This is a genomic window from Paraburkholderia sp. BR10882 (assembly GCF_040948855.1).
Classification (GTDB): Bacteria; Pseudomonadota; Gammaproteobacteria; order Burkholderiales; family Burkholderiaceae; genus Paraburkholderia; species Paraburkholderia nodosa_A.
In genome coordinates this window covers 35199-56944 of sequence record NZ_JBFPKP010000019.1, presented here as the reverse complement: position 1 = coordinate 56944, position 21746 = coordinate 35199, and the positions used below count along the sequence as shown (strand labels likewise).

17 protein-coding genes and 1 pseudogene are annotated in these 21746 nt (G+C 64.1%); 5 read left to right on the top strand and 13 right to left on the bottom strand.

Translation table 11 applies throughout. The features are described 5' to 3' along the window. Window positions 1-43: 43 nt before the first annotated feature. The 6 genes from AB3X99_RS32820 to AB3X99_RS32795 are packed head-to-tail and all read right to left on the bottom strand — an operon-like array spanning window position 44 to window position 7373. Window positions 44-1453, bottom strand: a complete 1410-nt coding sequence (locus AB3X99_RS32820; protein ID WP_368619282.1) for an LLM class flavin-dependent oxidoreductase — start codon at window positions 1451-1453, stop codon at window positions 44-46. Beyond that, on the bottom strand, window positions 1450-2343 hold the full coding sequence (locus AB3X99_RS32815; protein ID WP_368619281.1) for a sulfurtransferase: 894 nt from the start codon (window positions 2341-2343) through the stop codon (window positions 1450-1452). Before AB3X99_RS32815 ends, AB3X99_RS32820 begins: the two co-directional genes overlap by 4 nt. Beyond that, window positions 2340-3545: a phosphotransferase enzyme family protein gene (locus AB3X99_RS32810; RefSeq protein ID WP_368619280.1), complete on the bottom strand. Its 1206-nt coding sequence runs from the start codon at window positions 3543-3545 to the stop codon at window positions 2340-2342. The genes AB3X99_RS32815 and AB3X99_RS32810 overlap by 4 nt, the downstream gene beginning before the upstream one ends. A gap of 36 nt (window positions 3546-3581) precedes the next feature. Then, entirely contained in the window at window positions 3582-4208 is a 627-nt protein-coding gene (gene pnuC, locus AB3X99_RS32805) for a nicotinamide riboside transporter PnuC (RefSeq protein WP_368619279.1), read from the bottom strand. 38 nt (window positions 4209-4246) lie between these two features. Further along, window positions 4247-5170 (bottom strand): ABC transporter substrate-binding protein, encoded by a 924-nt coding sequence (locus AB3X99_RS32800; RefSeq protein WP_368619278.1) that lies wholly within the window; start codon window positions 5168-5170, stop codon window positions 4247-4249. 40 nt (window positions 5171-5210) lie between these two features. Beyond that, the gene (locus AB3X99_RS32795; protein ID WP_368619277.1) at window positions 5211-7373 is read right to left on the bottom strand and encodes a TonB-dependent siderophore receptor; all 2163 of its coding nucleotides are present in this window, start codon (window positions 7371-7373) and stop codon (window positions 5211-5213) included. Window positions 7374-7670: 297 nt separating this feature from the next. On the opposite strand from AB3X99_RS32795, the gene AB3X99_RS32790 reads away from it, so the two are divergent. Next, a complete protein-coding gene (locus AB3X99_RS32790) occupies window positions 7671-8552 on the top strand; it encodes a LysR family transcriptional regulator (RefSeq protein WP_368619276.1) in 882 nt (293 codons plus the stop codon). A gap of 213 nt (window positions 8553-8765) precedes the next feature. On the opposite strand, the pseudogene AB3X99_RS32785 reads toward AB3X99_RS32790, so the two are convergent. The 7 genes and pseudogenes from AB3X99_RS32785 to AB3X99_RS32755 all read right to left on the bottom strand — a co-directional run. Further along, window positions 8766-9183 (bottom strand): annotated as a pseudogene (locus AB3X99_RS32785) (ferredoxin--NADP reductase); the annotation flags it as partial. A 535-nt stretch (window positions 9184-9718) separates the two neighbouring features. Further along, window positions 9719-11758, bottom strand: coding sequence for a family 2A encapsulin nanocompartment cargo protein cysteine desulfurase (locus tag AB3X99_RS32780; protein WP_368619275.1), 2040 nt, complete (start codon window positions 11756-11758; stop codon window positions 9719-9721). Further along, window positions 11739-12671 carry a family 2A encapsulin nanocompartment shell protein gene (locus AB3X99_RS32775; protein WP_368619274.1) on the bottom strand — a complete coding sequence of 311 codons (933 nt, stop codon included), beginning with the start codon at window positions 12669-12671 and terminating at the stop codon, window positions 11739-11741. Before AB3X99_RS32775 ends, AB3X99_RS32780 begins: the two co-directional genes overlap by 20 nt. A gap of 86 nt (window positions 12672-12757) precedes the next feature. Beyond that, window positions 12758-13069 (bottom strand): helix-turn-helix domain-containing protein, encoded by a 312-nt coding sequence (locus AB3X99_RS32770; RefSeq protein WP_368619273.1) that lies wholly within the window; start codon window positions 13067-13069, stop codon window positions 12758-12760. Beyond that, window positions 13066-13989, bottom strand: a complete 924-nt coding sequence (gene epsC / locus AB3X99_RS32765) for a serine O-acetyltransferase EpsC (RefSeq protein ID WP_368619272.1) — start codon at window positions 13987-13989, stop codon at window positions 13066-13068. Before epsC ends, AB3X99_RS32770 begins: the two co-directional genes overlap by 4 nt. 287 nt (window positions 13990-14276) lie before the next feature. Further along, entirely contained in the window at window positions 14277-14930 is a 654-nt protein-coding gene (locus AB3X99_RS32760; RefSeq protein WP_069261297.1) for a peroxiredoxin, read from the bottom strand. A gap of 144 nt (window positions 14931-15074) precedes the next feature. After that, entirely contained in the window at window positions 15075-16406 is a 1332-nt protein-coding gene (locus AB3X99_RS32755; RefSeq protein WP_368619271.1) for an NtaA/DmoA family FMN-dependent monooxygenase, read from the bottom strand. Between the two features lie 248 nt (window positions 16407-16654). Here AB3X99_RS32755 and AB3X99_RS32750 point away from each other — a divergent pair, with 248 nt between their 5' ends. The 4 genes from AB3X99_RS32750 to AB3X99_RS32735 are packed head-to-tail and all read left to right on the top strand — an operon-like array spanning window position 16655 to window position 21697. Further along, complete coding sequence (locus AB3X99_RS32750; RefSeq protein WP_368619348.1) at window positions 16655-17785, top strand: LLM class flavin-dependent oxidoreductase; 1131 nt, start codon at window positions 16655-16657, stop codon at window positions 17783-17785. Next, a complete protein-coding gene (locus tag AB3X99_RS32745) occupies window positions 17782-18342 on the top strand; it encodes a GNAT family N-acetyltransferase (protein WP_069261299.1) in 561 nt (186 codons plus the stop codon). The genes AB3X99_RS32750 and AB3X99_RS32745 overlap by 4 nt, the downstream gene beginning before the upstream one ends. Before the next feature lie 59 nt (window positions 18343-18401). Next, entirely contained in the window at window positions 18402-20042 is a 1641-nt protein-coding gene (locus AB3X99_RS32740) for an ABC transporter substrate-binding protein (protein WP_342947030.1), read from the top strand. A gap of 14 nt (window positions 20043-20056) precedes the next feature. Next, window positions 20057-21697, top strand: coding sequence for an ABC transporter substrate-binding protein (locus AB3X99_RS32735; RefSeq protein WP_368619270.1), 1641 nt, complete (start codon window positions 20057-20059; stop codon window positions 21695-21697). Window positions 21698-21746: the final 49 nt, after the last annotated feature.

Below are 21746 nucleotides of genomic sequence, written 5' to 3'. Positions count from 1 at the left end.
CGAAGCGACCGACCCGCGCGCGGCCGCCCCGGGTAGCGGCGGGTCAAACCGGACCGCCAGGCCGCCACCGCGCGGCTGGATGATGCGCCGGCGCCCTAACCTCGCCTCGTCCCGCGATATACTCGCGCAGCGTTTCACCCTCGTAGTCCTCCCAGACGAGTCCGCGACGCAGCAGTTCAGGCCGCACATACTCGATAAATTCGTCGTAGGACGCGAGCGGCATCGGGTCGGTCACGTTGAACCCGTCGAGATCGGCTTCTCGCATCCACCGTTCGAGTTCATCGGCAACCTTCGCGGGCGCACCGACAATCGTCACGCCGCCCATCGATGTCGCGAGATAACGGCTCATCTCGCGCACAGTCCAGCGCCTTTCCGGATCAGCCCGGGTGAACGACGCCAACACACTGCGAATGCCCTCGGTCTGGACATACTCGAGTGGCTCGTCCGGGTCGAGTTTCGACAGATCCAGCTGGATCAATGCGCAATGGCGCGCGAGATTGCCCTCCTCGCTCAGCCAGCGCAGGTAGTCCGCGTGTTTTGCCGTGGCGTCGGCGTCCGTGGCGGCTGCGATCACCGTGACGTGACCGTAAAAGCGCAAACTGGCCGGATCGCGCCCGGCCTGCGCAGCGAGCGTTCTGATGTCGTACACGAGCTGCCTTGCCGCAGCCGGACTGCGGGCACTGATGAACACGCCCTCGGCGTGCGTCGCCGCGAACAACCTCCCGCGCGAGGACGTGCCGGCCTGAAACAGTGCGGGCGTGCGCTGAACAGACGGCTCGCAGAGGAAGACATCCGGAACGTCGAAATAACGGCCGCTATGCCCGATCGCATGCACCTTTGACGGCGCAGCGAACACACCGGCGGCGCGATCGAATACAATCGCGTCGTCCTCCCAGCTTCCCTCCCATAGCTTGTAGACGACTTCCATGAATTCGTCGGCAACGTCATAACGCTCGTCGTGCGGCAACTGCTGGCCGAGGCCGCAGTTGCGTGCGGCACTGTCGAGCGCCGAATTCACGATGTTCCATCCAATGCGCCCACGCGTCAGATGATCGAGCGTCGTCATCTTTCGCGCGAGCAGGTAAGGCTGCTCGAACGCCGTCGACAGCGTGACCGCAAAACCGAGTCTGCGCGTCGCGGCCGCCATGGCGGAGACGACGAGGAGAGGGTCATCGGAAGGCGTCTGCACACCTTGTTTGAGCGTCGCGTCAATGCGCCCCTGATACACATCCAGTGGTCCAAGCGCGTCAGCGATGAAAAGGGCGTCGAATTTTCCGCGCTCAAGCGTGCGCGCGGTTTCGATCCAGTATTCCAGCTCGCGGTAGCGGTGCGCCTGACTGTCGGGATTGCGCCATAGCCCGACCGCTGACTGGCTGACGGTCGATTGCTTGAATCCGTTCAGGCGCATGCGCCGGGCTCCGAGGCCGGATTTCGGTGCCGCACTGCGCGTCATGCCTCGCCCTCCATCGCCAATTGCGGGTCCGCTGCCCATTCCTGCAAGGAACCGTCGTAGATGCTGACATCGTCTCGCCCGATCAGCGTCAATGCCAGCGCGTCGACGGCCGCCGAAATACCGCCGCCGCAATATACGCATACCGGCACTGTCTGATCGAGCGAGGCGAAGCGCGCATGCAGCTCCGCGATCGGTCGGTACCGTCCCGTTGCGTCGAAGAGGTCACGCGCAGGCACGTTCAGACTGCCGGGAATGTGGCCTCGCCGCGCATAGCGGCTTGCAGCGCGCCCGGAAAACACGGGCTCGGAGAGCGCACATACCAGCGTGCGCGCCACCTGTCCGGCAGTAACCGCTTCGACGTCCTCACGGTCGGCCCACAACCCGTCGCGTTCGCGCGCCACCACGCGAGCCCGGCGCACCTCGCCCGGCTCGCCCGTTTCGACCGGCAAGCCCTCCGCCTGCCACACGCGCCAGCCGCCATCGAGCACCCGCGCATTGACGCCGATCCAGCGCAGCATCCACCACAGGCGCGCGGCCCAGAAGCCTTCGGCCCGGTCGTAGATGACGACATCCGAGTCTGCGCCCACTCCCAGCGAGCCGAGTTCCCGAGCCAGCGTCCGCGCTGAAGGGCGCATGAACGACAACTGCGCATGAGGATCGGACAGTGCACCGACCAGATCGGCATGCACCGAACCCGGAATGCGCTGGGCCAGCCAGCCCGCTTGACCGCTTTGCGCCCGATAGTCGCCGTCGAAGCGCGGCGCGGGCAGATCGACATGTGCGTCAAGCACGGCTAGCGAAGGCTCCCCCAGACGACGCGCCAGTTCACCGGGTTCGATCAGATAGCGCGCACGCTGGTCGTCGCCCGTGCTGCCATGCATCGCCCTCATACGCCCCCCCTGCGGGTGCTACGGCGCTCCCCGAGCCACTCGATCAGGCGCTGACCGGCGGGCGCCGAAGCAAACCATCGTGCGTGTCCCAGCAGGTAGCCGTCGTAGGCGATGTTCGCAAGTTCAGGCGCAGCGAGAATGCCGTCGAAATACGCCACCTCGGAGAGCGCAAACTCCGTATGCACGATCGGCAACAACGCAGCAAGCGCCGCGTACTCGTCGTCGCTCAATGGCTGGAGCGATTCGTAGCCTTCCAGCAGCATGTCGATGTCGTCGAACGCGACACGACGCTCGTCCGGCGGCGCGAGCCAGTCGATTGCATTGCGCTCGATCGCGAGCGCCACGTCATAGACCGCACAGGTGCGGTCAGACAGGCCAAAATCGAGCACCGTGCGGACCTGAGCGCCAGTCGCCGCATCGGTCCAGAGCAGGTTGGAACTGTGCCAGTCGCCATGCGTCCACAACGAACGCAGCGAAGGCAACAACGGGGCGAGACGTTCGTGCCACGGGCCGACGGCCTGCGCGACATCGTCGCGCCAGTTGCGCGTGCCCAACGCCTGCAAAAGCAATGGCTGCGCGCCAACCCATTGCTCCAGCGCGCGGGACAGATCCGCGGACCCGACCACGCGAAAGCTCGATAGCAGCGGCCGCACGGCGCGCGCTGGCGCAGTGTAATCCGACGCGGCCCGGTGCAGACGCGCCAGCGCGCGTCCCGCGGCATAGCCATGCGACGGATGAAAGAAAGGCTTCCACGACATGACGCCCCGGTACGCATCGACACCCGGCGCGACCGCATGAACCTCGTAGGTCCATTCGCCGGTCGTGACCGCCGTGGCGCCGTCGCGATTTTCCAGCACATCCGCGACGGCAAGCCCGCGGCTGCGCAAATGCGCAATGAAACGGTGCTCTTCTTCGAGGCCGGCAACATTGCGGATGCTCACGTGATGCCGCTTGACGAAGAGCGCCGCGTCGCCGATGGTCTGCACCAGCACGCCAGCGGAAAATGGCCGGGGGCTGTGCCACGACAGTCTTGCGACCGGGTCGATCTGCGGATAGCGCGCCAGTAGCGCCGTGATTTCGTCACGCGTGTGTAGTGGCCAGTCACGCTCGGCCTTTTCGCCATCGACAGTGAATTGGGGTGGCGCGGCGACAGTGACGTCGGCCGGCTCTCGTTGCCCGGTTGGCGCGTATGCATTGGTCATGGAGTCGTTTCCTTCAGGATCGGGTCAGGGCTCGCGCTATTGCTGCCCATGCACCGGCAGCAAATCCTGTTGTGGTTCCGCGGCGGCCGCGCTTGCGGCCGTACGCGCCCACTCCCGCCAGCCGATCACGGCAAGGGCGAGGAAGAGCGCATAAAGCCCGGAGGTGAGATAGAGGCCCTTGAAGATGAACATGCCGAGATACACGATATTGACCGCGCTCCACAGCCACCACGACGCAATGAAGCGCCGCGCGGTCCAGTATTGAGCGACGAGGCTGAACGCGGTCAGCGAGGCGTCAACGTAAGGCAGCGCCGCGTCGGTCCACCGCGCCATCGCACTGCCGAGTGCCGCGCTGATCACCACCGCCACCAACAGATCGGGGGTCAATCGCCTGAGCCCGACGCCGGTTACTGGAGCCACCGCATTTCGACCGGCGTCATCGCGCGGGTCACGCTGTGCGGCCCAACGCCACCAGCCGTAGATTTGCAGCACAGCGAAGGCGCCCTGCAGCAGCATGTCGGAATAGAGTTTCGCATCGAAGAAGATCCATGCGTACAGCACCACGGAAGCAAGGCTGACCGGCCAGCACAATACGCGTCGCCGCGCGGTGAGCCAGATCGCGAGTGCGCTCACGACGACACCAGAAATTTCGAGGAAGGACATGGTTTTTTATTCTCCTGTCTAGACCGTGGCTGGTTGCGTCACCAGCGGCTGCCATCCGGCAGGAACGCGTTGGTCGCGGCGTGTATGCTCTTTGACGCGTCACGCAACACACCGTATGACTGAAGCCACCGCGCGTAGGGATGCAGCAGCTCGTCGCGCTGCCAACCCCACTCGCCCTCGTGCGTCCACGTGGCGGCGATGAGTGGCAACGACCGCGCGATCAGATCGCGAGGGAAGTATGGGATCACCCGCTCCAGCGAGGGCAGCGCGCGCGCCGGTTCCGCACTGACGGCCAGATAGCCCCGGCGTGCCGCCGCGAGAAACCGGCGCACGACATCGCCACGCGTTTCGAGGGTGTCTTCATGTGCGCCAAGCTGGTAACTGTGATAGGCCGGCGCACCGATTTCGTCCACTGGCCAGATGAGGCGTTCGGATTGCGGCACGCGCGAATCGAACAGCGTGTCCCAGGCCCAGTAACTGCCGAACGACGCATCGGCCTCGCCATTCTCGAAGCTCTCCGGCGGGAGCTCTCGCACGCCGCTGTCGACGATCCGGATCTGGTCCGGATCCCCCCCGTCATGCGCAACGAGGTGCCGTAGCATCGCGAGCCCGCGAGGCGTCGGGTTGAGCGCAACACGCCGCCCCTCGAGATCGCGTGGCCGTGCAATGCCGGTGGAGCGAACCGTCTGGATCGTTTCCATCGCGCGATGGTTGACCGCGGCGATGCCGACCAGCGGTTTACCGAGCTCGCGCTGCACAAGCAGACGGTTGGCCGGAAACACGCCGAAATCGACTTCGTGACGGGCCAGGTGCGCGAGAGCATCACCTCGCGCCGGATCCGGCACGATGATCTCGACGTCGAGGTCCAGCTCCGCGAACCATCCTTCGTCGCGGGCCAGATAAAACCCGGCAGCATTGGTCCACGGATGGAAATACTCCAGCATGATGGTCACTCGGGTCATACTCGAAAACTCCAATGTTTGCTCGCGTTGGTCTGCTTCATCAAAAGTCGTAGGTCACGGTGAGGCGAGCGGTGCGCGGCGCCCCGAGGAACAGGTAGGCATCGCCCTGAAGCTCGCCGGCGTCCCGCCAGTAGTATTTATTGAAGAGGTTGTCGACCCACAGCCGCACAACCGTCTTGTGCCCGCCGATCTTTGTCGTGTAGCGCGCTCCGGCGTTGAAGACGAACCAGCCAGGCACGCGCGCCGTCCCCTCTTCATTCGCATTGCGCCACGAGCTGTATTCGACCCCTCCGAGCAGCTCAAACCCCGCGATGCCAGGTACCGCGTAGCCGGCATTGAGCGCAGCACGGACTGGCGGCACATTGATGACCTGGTGCCCTTCGTATGCGGGCGTCCCGGAGTCGTAGGCACGCGCCCGGATCGCCGCGAAGCTGGCCGTGAGCGAAAGGCGCGTGGTCACGCGTCCGGCGGCGCTCAACTCGATGCCGTCGTGCCGCTCGGTACCATGCTGGACGAACGTGTATCCCGTACTCGATGAATCCGGCTGCGCATATTCGAATGGCTTGCTGATCGAAAACAACGCTGCCGTCAGACTCAGCCGGTTCAGCCAGTCATACTTCGCTCCCAGCTCGATCTGATGGGACTGCACTGGCGGCAGGAAGTCGTAGGCGTTGCTCGCGCGCACCGGCGCCTGGTCGCCGAGGGAGAGCGCCTTGCTGTACGACGCATAGAGCGAGAGCGGCTCGACTGGCTTGCAGACGAACGCAACCATCGGCAGGAATGCCGTCTTGTCCGTATCGGTCTGCGGGCCGCCCAGGCTGCTCCACGACCTCTGCCGCAGCAATACCTCACGCCCCCCGGCCAGCACCTGCCAGTGCTCGCCGAAGCTGACCCGGTCGATGCCGAAGATCGAATACTGCCAGGCATCCAGCCTCGGATACGACGGCCCAGCCACGTTCGGCGACGGCGCAAACGTCTGGTCGGGACCGTAAATGTTTTCGCTGCCCACGTAGTCGTACACCGCATCCGCCATGTGAACCACGCGCCGCTGAACGTTTGTGCCGAACAGCAGTTCGTGACCGAACACCCCCGTCTCGAACTTCCCCTTTATCTCGCCTTGAACTTCGTCGTTACGGCGATACTCGCCAGGACTGCGATAGTCGTAGACGTCATAGTCGCCATTCGAACTGAAGAACCAGGGCGCGGTACCGCCCGCCCCGCAGCTGGAGACGTAGTAACAGCCGTACGCGAATGCCACGTTATCGTCGATCATGGTGCGGCTGCGGCTCGCGACTATCGACCCTTGCCAATTGTCGTTGAAGCGGTAATTGAAGCTGCCGTTCAGATTCAATGCCTCGGTCGTCACCGGCTTGGCCCACGACTGCGCGCCAAGCAGTTTGGACGTCGACACAGCGGACGGTACGACCGTGCCCCCGAGCAACTGATAGCCAGAAGCGGACCGCTGAATCCATTGCTGGAATTCGGCATTCAGTTGCAGGCTCGCACGCGGGCTAATGTCCCAGTCGGCAGCGATCGACCCGAAGGTACGCCGCCCGTTCGTGCCGTCGATGTACGAATGCATGTTTTCCTTCGCCGCGTTGATGCGTATGCCGAACTGGTCGTCCACCCCAAAGCGCCGCCCGAGGTCCACGGCGGCGGAGGTCGACCCCCGGCTGTCAACGCCCGCGGTGACGCTTGCCACGTTCTCCGGCCGCTTCGTGACGAAGTTGATCTGCCCTGCAGGCGTCACGACGCCGCTATCGATCGCGGCCATGCCTTTCAGGATTTCGACCCGCTCCTTGTTTTCGAGCGGCACATTTTGTTCGCCCGATATCGTCAACCCGTCGATCTGGATTGCGCTAGCGGGATCGATCGGAAAACCGCGAATCGAAAAGCCCTCGTAGAAGCCAACGGGCGCATAGTCGTTGTTGACCGCTGCGTCGTTCTTCACGACATCGCTAAGTCGCTTCGCCTGTTGATCGTCGAGCTGGGCGCGCGTCACGACGGTCACAGAGGCAGGCGTATCACGCAAGGGGGCGTCATACCCCGTCACGGATGAAGTCCGCGCGCGCCATGAATTGCCGTTCTGTCCCGTCACGGTCACGGTAGGCAACACCGTAGCGTTCGACGCGGCCGCCGTATCCGAAGCCGAAACCGGCACGTCCGCGGCCTGCGCGGCCGCCTGGGCCGCCACCAGCGTCATTCCGATACCGAATCCCAACCGCCTGTACAGAACAGGCGCTTTGAGCAACTTCCCCGACGACCCCTGTGTCGATCTTCTTTTTTTCACTTTTCAATTCAATCCGATGACTGCGTCGTTACCGCGCCGAATTTCCATTTACGGACAATTCATAACGACGTAATGGAATAAGCAAATGACCCTTGCACGCATATGGCACTCCAACCGAAAAGCGTGGCTATACTCGCGAATCCGGATTCGAACATACGTACGTTCTTTCCGTCTAATGACATGTTTTACCGGTGGTGATAACGCGCGGAAATGAACTTCCACCTGCTTAAATCCTTCATGACGCTCGCCGATTCGCTGCATTTCGGATCCGCGTCGCAGGAACTGAATCTTTCGCAACCGGCATTGACCAAGCAGATCAAGCGACTGGAAGATGATCTCGGCGCCCCCCTCTTTCGTCGCGACCGACATGGCACGGCGCTCACGGAGTTTGGCCGCTACTTTCTTGGCCAGGTTCGTCCGCTCGTCGTCGACGCGGAACACGTCTATCAACAGGCGCGCCGGGCGGCACGTGGCGAGGTTGGGCAACTCGGGATTGGATTCAGCTTTTCTACGGTTGAAATCGTTTCGCGGGTACTTCCGCAGTTTCGGGCGAAGTTTCCTGATGTCGCGGTGACATTGCACGACCTTTCTTCGGCCGAGCAGATGCATCGCCTGCTGGAGGGGACGCTGCAAGCGGGATTCGTGCGGCTGCCCGCGCAGGATGGTCTGATGCATCGGCGCATCCTGTCTGATCGTCTCGCGCTGGTCATTCCACGAACGATGGCGGACAAGATCGACCGCTTTGATATTGAGGTCATCCGCGATCTGCCGTTTCTAATGCTGCAGCGCGCACGCGCGCCTGGCCTCTATGACCATATACAGCGCTTCTGCGCATCGCGTGAGTTCGAACCGCGCGTCATTCAACTCGCGAATGAATCCCTCACCATCCTTTCTCTGGTAGCGGCGGGAGTCGGCGTATCGATCATGCACGAATCCGCCTTGCATTCGCCCGGCGAGAGAGTGGTGTGCCTGCCGATCAACGATGAGGATGCCGGATGGGATGTGGGCGTGGTGTGGCGGACAACCGGGATCGAGTCTGTCGTGAGCAATTTTGTGGACCTGCTTCGCGATCAAGGTGCTCGTGTGGGATAGCAATCGCCATGGCTCACGTCGCTAACGCGTCGAGTGCCGATTGGCAAACAGGTAGGCATGACGGGGCCTTATTGGCCCAAACACCTTTGTCGACTTCAGGAGGACTTCACTGGGTGCTTGCGACACAAGGGCCATTGAACCACTTGCAAAGGAATATGGCTGACAGTCGCACCACTCGCGCGACTGGAACTAATGGCTCGACAACCCAGACGTCTAATCCGCAAAAGCACGCTCGATCACGTAATGCCCCGGCGCACTGCTCTTGCCCTCCACAAGACCCGCCTGCTTCAGCAGTTCCGTCGTATCGGCAAGCATGACCACGCTGCCACACAACAGCACGCAATCTCCTTGGGGCGAAAATCGGTGCGACTTCCAGGTCAGAAAACAGTTTTCGCGAGGCAATCAGATCAGTAATGCGCCCTTCGTTTTCGAATTCTTCGCGTGTAAGCGTGGAATAGAAGATGAGCTCGAGGTGCTCATGGGCGGGCAGATCGTGTTTGATGTAGTCCATGTAGGCGAGTTCGCCTTGCAGACGACACGTGTGCGTGAGGATCACCCTCTCGAAACGATCGTAGATGACTGGATCGCGGATGATCGACATGAACGGCGCCAGATCCGTGCCTGTCGAAAGCGCCCAGTTCGGCGCGATGAGCCCCTGTTTGCTCAGCGCATCGATGCCGAATACAGGGGAAGCTTGGCGACGTCCGCTGGCTGTTCGCCACTTAGCACCGCACGCGCCTGGCGCGACGAACCACCATGTGACTGCTTAGCGCGGATATGAGCGCCGGTTTCGCGCGAATACGCTTCGGCGAACGGTGCATCGAGACTGTCGTAAAACTCGCGGATGGGATCATACGAAACGTGAGAATTTCATAGGATGTATTGCCGCTTACGTTCCGGACGGCGATCAGCGGAACCGCCACGACGACGCCCGCGATGGTGGCGAGATTCAACCACGGTGGTGGTCTCATCGCGATTCCTTGTGATCGGCCGCACTGCGATCTGATAGTCCATGGCTTCATCGCATTGTCATTTGCCCCGTGATCGGGATGGAACGAATTTGTTCTGCTATCCAAAGGAACGCCGGTGGCTCCCTTTCGGACGATAGAAAACAAAGGGCCCACCAAAAGGTGGGCCCGGAGCGGCTCGGGGTGCGCCCGGCCTTGCTAACGGCGCGTGGCCAGCCGTCTGAGGACTGACATCATCGAGTCCACTTCGTCACAGGTGTTGTAGAACGCCAGCGAGGGCCGCACCGTGGCCTCCAGTCCGTACCGTCGCAGGATAGGCTGGGCGCAGTGATGTCCGGCGCGCACCGCGATGCCCTCTTCGTTGAGCGCCTGACCGACCTCTTCCGGGCTGTAGCCTTTCATCACGAACGACAGCACGCTCGCCTTTTCGGCCGCGGTGCCGATCGGTCTCACCCCGGGAATGCGCGAGAGCGCATGCGTGGCATAGGCGAGCAGATCGTGCTCGTAGCGCGCCACATTCTCGATGCCGAGCCGCGTCAGGTAGTTGAGCGCCGCGCCGAGGCCAACGGCATCCGCGATATTGCCGGTGCCCGCCTCGAAGCGGCCTGGCGGCGGCTGGAACAGCGTGCGTTCGAACGTGACGTCGGAGATCATGTTGCCGCCGCCCTGCCACGGCGGCATGTCCTCGAGAAGCGCGCGTTTGGCATACACGACGCCGATGCCCGTCGGCCCGTAGATCTTGTGGCCCGAGAACACGAAGAAGTCGGCGTCCATTGCCTGCACGTCCACGCGCATGTGCGAAACCGATTGCGCGCCGTCCACCAGCGCCTTCGCGCCCACGCCGTGCGCCATCTCGACGATCTCCTTGACCGGCACTACCGTTCCCAGCGCATTCGACACTTGCGTCACCGCCACGATCTTCGTGCGGTCGCTGAGCAGCTTGCGATATTCCTCCAGTAACACCTGGCCGGAGTCGTCGACGGGAATCACGCGCAGCGTCGCGCCTTTGTCCGACGCCAGTTGCTGCCACGGCACGATATTCGCGTGATGCTCCAGATGGGACAGCACGATTTCGTCGCCGGCCCCGACGTTCTGCACGCCCCACGACTTCGCGACGAGATTGATGGCCTCGGTCGTGCCCCGCACAAAAATGATCTCCTCGGCCGATGACGCACCGATAAAGCGCCGCACGGTCTCGCGCGCCTCTTCATAGGCATCGGTCGCGCGGCCCGCCAGCGTATGCGCGGCCCGGTGGATATTGGAATTTTCGTGGGCGTAGAACCAGGCAAGCCGGTCGATCACGGCTTGTGGCTTGTGGGTCGTCGCCGCATTGTCGAACCAGATCAGCTGCTTGCCGTTCACGCGCTCCTGCAGGATCGGAAAATCGCGCCGTACCGCGTTCACCTCGAACGGCGGATGCGCGGACGGCGCGAGCGGCGTCGCACCGTACTGCGCGTCCGCCGGGGCGCGTTGCCGTGCGTTCTCGAACACGTAGTGCGTATGCTGCCCGGTGCCCGCTGGCTCGCCTTGCACTTCGGACCCGCGTCGCTGCCACGACACGAGGTCGAGCAGATCGCTTTCGGCGGGCAAACCGAACGCACGAGGGTCGGCGAGATCGTGGGGCGGGGCAACGATGCCCGGCGCGTCGCCGTGCCTGGCAAAGGTTGCGGCATCGACGAAGTAGAACGGCGACGCCGCCTGTCCCGCGGCGGGTACGGCCGCAGCGGGCCGCGTGCCGAGCCCGTTCGCCTGCGGCACGCCGAGTACGGCGCCGCCCGCCCGTGGTTCGAGCGCTGGCGCGATAGCCTGCACGTTGTCGGGAATGCCGTCCTGCGCGGCCGCATGCGGCAGCAGGGCGGGCGCTCGGTTGCCGAGCGAGAGCACGTGCGTCGGTGCCCCAGGCAGCAGATTGGCGCCGGGAACATAGCCTTGCGGCGGAGCCAAACCGGGCACGCCCGTGCCGGTACCTCCCGGTCCCGCCAGCGGCGAACCAGCGGGTGCCGGATTGCTCACGGAAGAAAGCAGCGGAGCCGCCGCGGGCAACCCGGAAGCGAGTCCGCCCACCGCACCGCTGCCGGCGGAAACGTCGGGGGCTGCGGCGCTGCCCGGCAGTGCCGAGAAGAACTCGTTCGCGAGGCGCGCGAGCTGCGCCGGATCCGGCAAACCGGCGGGCACGACGGGCACCGGCACGTCGGGCAATGCGCCGGCGCCCGTTGAATCAGCGATAGGTGTCGGCATAGTCGTGGTACTTGCCGATTTCCACTTCATCGAGGACCGCCAGCGCATCCGGCGTATGGACGGCCAGCGAGCAATACAGCGAGATCAGGTAGGACGCGATCGCCTGGTTGTTGATGCCCATGAAGCGCACCGAGAGCCCCGGGCCCTGCTCGCCCGCCACGCCCGGCTGGTACAGGCCCACCACGCCCTGGCGCTTGTCGCCCACGCGCAGCAGGAGGATCTTGGTCTTGCCGTCGTCCACCGGCACCTTGTTGGAAGGAATGAGCGGGATGCCACGCCACGTGACGAACTGCGAGCCGAACAGGCTGACCGTGGGCGGCGGCACGCCGCGCCGCGTGCATTCGCGGCCGAACGCGGCGATCGCGAGCGGATGCGTGAGGAAGAACGCCGGCTCCTTCCAGACCTTGGTGAGCAGCTCGTCGAGATCGTCGGGAGTGGGCGAGCCGGTCAACGGAAAGATGCGCTGGTCTTCGTCGACGTTCGCCAGCAGGCCATAGTCGGGATTGTTGATGAGCTGGCCTTCCTGCATCTCCTTGATCGTCTCGATCGCGAGGCGCAGCTGCTCCTTGATCTGGTCGTGCGGGCTGCTGTACAGGTCGGAAATACGCGTATGCACGTCGACGATCGTACTCACGGCATTCAGGAAGTACTCCCGCGGCTGCTCCTCATACGGTACGAAGGTTGTCGGCAACACGCCCTCGTCCTCGCGCGCGGTGCACGCCGCGTGGACGGCCTCCGGATCCTTCACCTGGTTCAACCGGTAAATGCCCGCCTCGACCGGCACCCACTGAAGCAGGTGAACGAGCCAGCGTGGTGTGATGGTGGAGAGCTGGGGAACGGTTTTGGTCGCATTGGCAAGCTGTCTCGCCGCGTTGTCCCCGAGCGCTGTCGGCCCGCCCGTAATCGTCGACATAGATGACTCCCGGTTCTTTAGAACGAATAGAGAAATGCATATGACGAAGGGTCATTATGGGTAGCGCCTCTGACCAGCGCAACGTGCTATAGACGACAAGCCTCCTGTGCCACCCCTTCATCGCACGAACCGGGCGTGGTTTGCGGGGCGGCATCGCGCACAGCTTGCGACCTTCGCGGCGTGGCCTCGCGCGGCGTGAGGAGTGCCGCTGCCGTCAGGCCGAACGCGCACGCGAGCTTGTCGAGCGTAATGAGCGATGCGATCACGGTGCCGCGCTCGACTTCACTGACGTAAGAGCGGCTCAAGCCCGCAAGCTCCGCGAGTTGTTCCTGTGACCATGCATGCGCCTCGCGCAGTTGCCGCACGTACAACCCGAAGTCTTTGACCAGCGTCCTCATGGGGAAACTCCTGGTGGGGCGACCGCCTCGTTGCGGGACTCGGCCTGCATCACGCGCACACCGGCCGGCACATCCTGCGTGATCCAGACATTGCCGCCGATCACGGCACCACGGCCTATCGTCACGCGCCCGAGTATGGTCGCGCCGGCGTAAATCACCACGTCATCTTCGACGATGGGGTGGCGCGCGCCGCCTTTCTCGAGGTGGCCATTCGCATCACGCGGGAAGCGCTTCGCGCCGAGCGTCACGGCCTGGTAAATACGCACGCGCTCGCCGATCACCGAAGTCTCGCCGATCACGACGCCTGTGCCGTGGTCGATGAAGAACGACCCGCCGATCTGCGCCCCCGGATGGATATCGATGCCGGTTTGCGCGTGTGCGAGCTCGGCGATCACGCGCGCCAGCAGCGGCAACTCGAGCCGGTAAAGCGCATGCGCGAGCCGGTGGTGAATCATGGCCTGGATGCCGGGATAGCAGAGCAGGACCTCGTCGACGCTACCCGCCGCCGGATCGCCTTGCCACGCGGCGAGCACATCCGTGTCGAGCTGCGAACGGATCCCGGGCAGTTGCGCCGCGAAGGCCCGCATGACGGCAAGCGCGCGCGTTTCAATGGCTTCGTGATCGCGCGGCTCGTGCCGCGCCTTGTGATGGAATTCGAGCCGCGCCTGCGCGAGAAGCGCGTGGAGCGAGGCATCGAGCGCATGGCCGATATAGAAGTTCTCGGTCTCCTGGCGCAGATTGGGCGGACCGAGACGCATCGGGAAGAGCACGCCCTTGAGCGTGCCGACGATATCGGCGAGCGCCTCGCGATCGGGTAATTCGCGTTCTCCCTGGTCCAGCGAGCGGTGCTGCCCTTCCCTCCAGCGCTTCCGCACGGCTTGCAGCCCTTGAACAACGTCCTCGACTCCGAATGCGGTCACGGCGTCCCCCTCATGCGAAATGCGAATTTGCGCGTTGGGCGCAGACGAGGCAACGGGATTGAGCGGACTTCTTGCTGCGGCGATGTTGCTGCAGTCTTTAGACGACAGAATCGACTATGCGAGAACCTTCGAGAATTCTCAAGTGCTGTCAAAAACATTGCATCGTGCGGAGCCGACAATGCAGGTTCGCATACGTTCGCGCATCGTGAGTCACGGCGCAAGCTGGTACCGGCGCCGTGACGAGCCACGCCGCCGCAATACCTCCTGCCCGTGGCGCCGAAGCGTACCTATTTGGGCTGCGCGACCGTCCGCAGCCAGGGCTTCAGCGTCTTGAAGCCCTCTGGATATTTTTTCTTTGCATCCTCATCCGAGACGGAGGTGGGAATGATCACATCATCGCCCGGCTTCCAGTTCACCGGGGTGGCGACCGTATGCTTCGCGTTGAGCTGGAGGGCGTCGAGCAGCCGCAAAACCTCGTCGAAGTTGCGCCCGGCGCTCATCGGGTAGGTGAACGTCGCCTTGATCTTCTTGTCTGGTCCAACGATAAACACGGCGCGGATGGTCGCATTGTCGACCGCGGTGCGCGGGCCGCCGCTCGCGTTGGGATGGATCATGTCGTAGAGCTTTGCAACTGCGAGGTCCGCGTCGCCAATCATCGGATAGTTGACCGCGGTGCCCTGCGTCTCTTCGATATCCTTCGCCCATTTGTGGTGGTCGTCGACCGGATCGATACTGAGCCCGATCACCTTGGTCCCGCGCTTGTCGAACTCGGGCTTGAGCTTGGCCATATAGCCCAGCTCGGTTGTGCATACCGGCGTGAAATCTTTCGGGTGCGAAAACAGGATCGCCCACTGGCCTCCGATCCACTCGTGGAAGCGGATCGGTCCTTCAGTCGTTTGTGCAGTGAAATCGGGGGCTTCGTCGCCTATGCGGATGGACATGGCCTGGCTCCTTTGGGTGGGAGAATGCAAACGGCATCTTTCACTGTAGTAGTGTTTCCCCCGCCGAATTACAAAGAAGGGACAGGCCAGGCTATAGAAGAAATTCTGGGATGCTTAGCACAACGAGGAATGACGAAACGCTGGTTAGCCTTCGTTCGCCGCCCGCAGGCCGTTTCCGCCGGACCATGCCTGCAGCGGCGGCAATTCCAGATTCGAGCGGAAGTCTTCGCCCACATAGTCGGCATCGATCAGTTCGCGCCGGCGCAACTCCGGCAGCAGCCCGTTGAGCAACAGGTCCTCCTGATCCGGCTGGCCAAGACCATGCAACGAGAGCACATCGACGAAGCCGGCACGATAGCGCTCTTCGATCGCGTCGGCGAGCTGTTCGGGCGTCCCGGCAACGAACCAGTGGCCGGTTTCCTGCGCGCGGATGATCAGCTCGCGCAAGCTGAGCCGCTGCCGCGCGTAAGCCAGGAAGATCGCAACCCGCCCTCGCCGCCGATGCACGCTGTCGATCGTCGGCAGCAAGGACTCCGGCAGCGGCTCGTCGAGCGGCAGATCGCGGAGATCGATGCCGCCGCCAAGCATGTCGGCGAGCTTGAGCCGTCCCTGCTCGTAGTCGATGCGCTCGTGCTTGTCGCGCAGCCGTCGCGCGACGTCCGCATCCGATTCGCCGATCACCGAATGAAATGAGTTCATCACGAACGGCAGCCGGTTCGCACGCCCAAAACCAATCGCCTGACGGCGCAGTTCGGTGACGAAAGCACGCGCATCGTCGAGCGTCGGTTGCGACGTGTAGACCACCTCGGCATAGCGCGCGCCGAGCGTGACGCCGCTCGCCGACTGACCCGCCTGAAACTGGACCGGAATGCGCTGGGGAGGAGGCGGAACGTTAAGCGGCCCTTCCACCTGGAAGTATGTTCCGCGATAGTGGATCGGACCCAGCCTGGCAGGATCGACAGCCACGCCGCCACTTGCCGAACGCCGCGTCGCCCCAGGATGGTTCGCATCGAACAGAGCCTGAACCACTTCGACGAATTCGGTGGCGCGCGCATAGCGGCGCTCGGGGTCGGGCAGCGCGCCGTCGCCGAAATTTTCTTCGCCCACCGACGACGTCACGGCATTCCACGCCGCGCGGCCGCCGCTCACGTGATCGAGTGTGCCGATCAGCCGCGCGAGGTTGTAGGGATGATGGTAGGTCGTCGAGACCGTTGCGACGAGGCCGATCCGCGAGGTGGCCTGGCTCAATGCCGCGAGCGCGACGATCGGTTCCTGGCTGCCGGTGATGCCGGCTAGACCGGCCGCATCCGCCTGCAACAGGTCGGCCGTAAAGAGGCCCGTGACCTTGTGCTCTTCCGCCTTCCGCGCAAGCGCGGCTGCACGACGTATGCCCTGTGCCGCGTCGGTATCGCTGCTCGCATATAGCACGCTCGCCGCGCCCACCAATGTCTTCAGCCGTCTACGCGCCCCGCTCATGATGCCGTCCTGTCTATCCGATCGATTGATGTTTCGCGCCGGCGCGACGACACCCTACGACACCTATGTGCACCGATGTCCGTCACGCGGCGATCGGACATAGTGTGCAATCACCCCCATCCAATCGAACAAATATTTTCGGCTTTCCATATTCCTCTTCATTGTTTGACCGTTCGGTTTGCGAAGAAAAATAATTTTGTGCACCGAAATTGACCGGGCGGCTGCGATCGATGCCCCTCTCCCTCAGCATGACACTACCCACGAGCCACTCCGATCCTGCACAGCGCGAATCCGCTTTCCGCCTGAGCGTTCTCGACAAGAGCCCGATTGCGGCCGGCGAAACCGCCGCCGAGGCGCTCGCGCGCAGCGTCTTTCTGGCACAAGCCGCCGAGGCGTGGGGCTATCACCGTTACTGGCTCGCCGAGCATCACAACTCCGCGGGACTTGCGTGCCCGTCGCCCGAAATCCTCGTGGCTTATGTGCTCGCGCAGACGCGCCGCATCCGCGTTGGATCGGGCGGCGTGATGCTGCAGCATTACAGCCCGTACAAGATCGCGGAAAATTTCAACCTGCTGGCTTCGCTTGCACCAGGCCGTGTCGACCTCGGCATTGGCAAGGCGCCCGGTGGACTGCCCTTGTCGACGCGCGCACTGCAACACGCCTTCGATGCAGGCCGCCGCCCGGATTTCGCCGAACTTGCTTTCGAACTCAAGCGGTATCTGTTCGATGCCAAGGCACTGGCTTCGGGCGAAGCCGATGAGGCGAATGGCGAGAGCGACGAGAAAGCGCTGCGCGCGACGCCATTGCCGCCCGCTCCCGTGCAACCCTTCTTGCTCGGCGCGAGCGCCGAAAGCGCGACGCTCGCGGCTCGCCTTGGCTGGGACTTTGTCTACGCTGCGCATATCAACGCGGCGACCAGCGATCTCGAGCGCGCATTCGACGCTTACCGCTCGCTATCGGGCGGCCGTGCGCCGCTGCTCGCGATTTCGATCGTCGTGGCCGAAACGGCGGCCGACGCCGCGCAGCTCGCAAGCGGCTTCCAGCGCTTTCGTGTGCAGGTTGGCGAGGGTGCCGCGGTCAACGTCGCGAGCCTCGAGCAGGCGCACGCATTCGTGCGCCAATCGGGCGGCGGTGCGCACCGCATTGAACAACGCGAAACGCGCATCGTGCACGGCACGCGCGAGGACGTGCTGCGCGAACTCGACGCACTGCATCGCCGCCATGGCATTGACGAATTCGTCGTGGACACGCCGATCATCGACGCTACACGCCGCATAGCGTCGCTCGGACTGCTTGCAGACGGCAACATTCCTCTTCCACACGCGCGCCCATCCTCCGCCCCCGGCATTCACCCTTCGCTCGCCGTGACAGAACAATGACCGACAAGATCCGCATTGCGGGCCAGGACGATGTGCCGGCCCTCTACGACCTGCTACAGCAGGCCTACGCACCGCTTGCGCGCGAAGGCGTTCACTTCACGATCACGCGCTCACCGGTCGGGCGCGTGGCGCAGGCGGTCGCAAGCCAGACGACGTTCGTGCTCGAGCGCGAAGTGGTCGGCGGCGGCACAGCGCTTGCCGCGACGCTGACCGTGCGCTTTCCCTGGTCGCCCGAAGGCAACCGGCTCGCACCCTGGCCGTTCCTGCACTGGTTTGCCGTCGCGCCCGCGTTCAAGCGCCAGGGCCTTGGCAACGTGCTGCTCGATCATGTCGAAACGCAGTTTCTGCGCGCGCAGGTCAAGGCGCCCGCAACGTGGCTCGCGACCGCCGTCAATCACCCCTGGCTCGCCCCGTTTTACGAGCGTCACGGCTATGAACCTTTTCATCGCTCGACCAACGCGCTCGGCACGCCGCTGGTCTGGCTGCGCAAGATCCTTATTCCCGAGCTTTACAGCGAGCCGGTTGCAGCCGGCGCACGCGATCCCCAAGCCGCATGATAGCCCGCGCGCAACCGCCTTCCCCTGATCGACCGACCCACTGCTCAAGGTACTCACCGATGACGTTTTCATTCCCGGCGCAAGCCTCTTGCACCTCGCGCCGAACCGCGGCGGCGGCGGTCCTGCTCGCCCTCGCGCTGCCGCATCCGACGCTCGCGGCAGGCCAGCCGGTCACCGGCGGCACGCTGACGTGGGGCGTGGAAACCGAGCCGCGCACGCTCAATCCTCAACTGAACGGCCAGGACAAGGTCGTGCTGCTGCTGCGCAACGCTTACGAAAGCCTGCTGGCGCAAAAGCCCGACGGCAGCTTCGTGCCGTGGCTCGCCGCCGGCTACAAGGTCTCGCCCGACGGCAAGACTTATACCTTCACGCTGCGCGACGGTGTCAAGTTCACGGACGGCGCACCGTTCGACTCGAAGGCCGTGGCCCGCAACTTCCTCTATGCTCGCGACCTCTCCTACTCCGGCGGCAGCAACCTCGCGCGCCTGATTTCGCACGTTGCCGACGTCAAGACACCCGACGCGCACACGGTCGAGATCACGCTCGACGCGCCGTACGCGCCGTTCCTGACCTTTGCCGGCTCCCTCCCGCTCCTCTCGCCGAACGCGTTCGACAAGTCGAGCCTCAAGTCGGGCGGCACCGACATCGCAGGAACGGGCCCATTCATCCTGCGCCGCTACGTGAAGGGGCAGGAGATCGAGTTCGACAGGAATCCAGATTATCGATGGGCGCCGACAACCAGCGGCCATCAGGGGCCGGCGTATCTTGACCGCGTGGTTTATCGCTTCCTGCCTGAATCGTCGGTTCGAACGGGCGCGCTGCTGTCCGGGCAGGTCGACGTGATCGAAGGCGTGTCGGGCAACGACGCGGGGCTGATCCGCAGCAATCCCGACCTCACGTATCAGCATGCGCTGAACACCGGGACGCCCTACTCGCTGTTCCTGAACGTCACCTACGGCGCGGCGCAGGACGCCAATGTGCGCCGCGCGTTGCTCGAAGGACTCGACGTAAGCGGCATCGTCCAGTCGGTCTACCGCGGCGAACGCACGCGCGCATGGGGCATCACCTCGCCGATCGATCCGCTCTACGACCACAGCATCGAAAAGAGCTACGGCAACAATCCGAAGCTCGCCAATGCGCTGCTGGACGCAGCGGGCTGGACCGCGCGCGACAGCGCCGGCTACCGCGCGAAAAACGGCGAGCGTCTCACCATCGCGGTAATCCAGGCACAGGCGACCGTGCGCGACCAGCGCGACGTGCTGCTGCAGGCGTTGCAGGCGCAGGCGCGTCAGCGGCTCGGCGTCGATCTGAAGGTGCAGTACGTCGACGACGGCACCTATGCGGATGCGCGCAAGAGCGGCAAGTTCGGCTCGATCGCGAACTCGAACACACCGCCGGACGGGATCGATATCGAAGGCCACTACCTGCCCGTCGATCACGGCGGCGCGCTCAATTACAGCCGCGCGTCGGCACCGGAACTGAGCCGCTGGCTGCAGGCCGCTGCGCAGACGCAGAACGCCGGCGAGCGCAAGGCGCTGTACGGCCAGTTGCAGCACTTCGCGATCGACCAGCAGGCGTTCGCCGTGCCGCTCTACGAGCCGGAAGACCAGATCGCCGCCGCGAAGACGGTCCAGGGCCTCGGCTTCCGCTCGTATGCGCAGATGCCCGAAAACCCCTATGACGTGTGGATCAAACGCTAACCATGACGATGTCGATGTCAACGCCTCTCGCCATGGCCAGGTCCGCACCCTGGCGGCGCAGGGTCGCCGCCGGGGGAATCGCGATTGCGGCAACGGCCACTGGCGGCGTCAGCGCCGCGCCCGCTTCGTGCGGCACGCTGACGTGGGGCATCGAGACCGAGCCGACGACCCTCAATCCGCAACTGAACGGACAGGCGAAAGCGGAACTGATCCTGCGCGCGAGCTTCGAGTCGCTGCTCGCGCGCAAGCCCGATGGCACCTATGTCCCATGGCTCGCGACTGGCTACACGGTCTCGCCGGACGGCAAGACGCTGACGTTTGCACTGCGCGACGGCGTGAAGTTCACCGACGGCCAGCCGCTCGACGCCGCAGCGGTCGCGAAGAACTTTCTCGAGGTGCGCGACCCGTCTTACTGCGCCGGTTCGAGCTATTGCGGAATCGCGTCGCGCCTCGCCGGCGCGCGTGCCGTCGATGCGCGCACCGTTCAGCTCACGTTGAACGAGCCCTACGTGCCGTTCCTCTCATTCGCCGCTGGGCTCAAGCTCATCTCGCCCGCCGCCTACGCCTCGCCGCAACTGAAATCGGGCGGACGCGAAGTCGCGGGCACCGGACCGTTTATTCTCACGGCCTGGCGCAAGGGACAGGAAGCCGATTTCGTTCGGAATCCAGATTATAAATGGCCGCCGGCTACGACGACCCATCAGGGCACGGCATACCTCGACCGAGTGGTCTACCGCTTCCTGCCCGAGTCGTCGGTGCGCACCGGCGCGCTGCTGTCCGGCCAGGCCGACGTGATCGAGGGCATTTCGGGCAACGACGCCACATTGCTCGAAAAGCAGCCGGACCTGCGCTACCTCCATGCGCTGAACACGGGCTCGCCGTACTCGCTCTATCTGAACGTGGCCTACGGCCCCACCCAGGACGTGCGGGTGCGCCGTGCGCTGTTGCAGGCGTTCGATCTCGACACTCTCGTCGCCGCGATCTATCGCGGCAAGCGCACACGCGCCTGGGGCATCACCTCGCCGGTCGATCCGCTGTATGACCGCAGCATCGAGCACAGCTACGGCAACAATCCGAAGCTTGCCAACGCGCTGCTCGACGAAGCGGGCTGGACCGGGCGCGACACCGGCGGCTACCGCACGAAGGACGGGCGGCGGCTGTCGATCGACGTCGTGCAGGCGATCGCCACCGTGCGCGACCAGCGCGATGTGCTGTTGCAGGGACTCCAGGCGCAGGCGCGCCAGCGGCTCGGCGTCGAGCTGAAAATCCGCTATGTCGACGCGGGCACCTATGCCGACGTGCGCAAGACCGGCAAGTTCGGCGCCATACCCAACTCGAACACCGATACCGACGGAATCGATACAGAAAACCACTACCTGCCCATCGACCGCGGCGGCGTGATCAATTACAGCCGCACGGCGGACCCGCGCCTGCTCGCGTGGCTGAACGAAGCCGCGCAGACGCGCGACAACGCGGCGCGCGAGCGCATCTACGCGCGACTGCAACACACGGTGATCGTCGACGAGGCCTACGCAATTCCGCTCTATCAACCCGAGGACGAGATCGCCGCCAGCACGCGCGTGCGCGGCCTGGCGTTCCGCAGCTTCAAGCAGATGCCGGAAGCGCCTTACGACGTCTGCCTCGATTCGCGCTGACGCGAGACGTGCGGCGCGCACCGGCTTCGCCAGCAGGAGAACTTTCGAC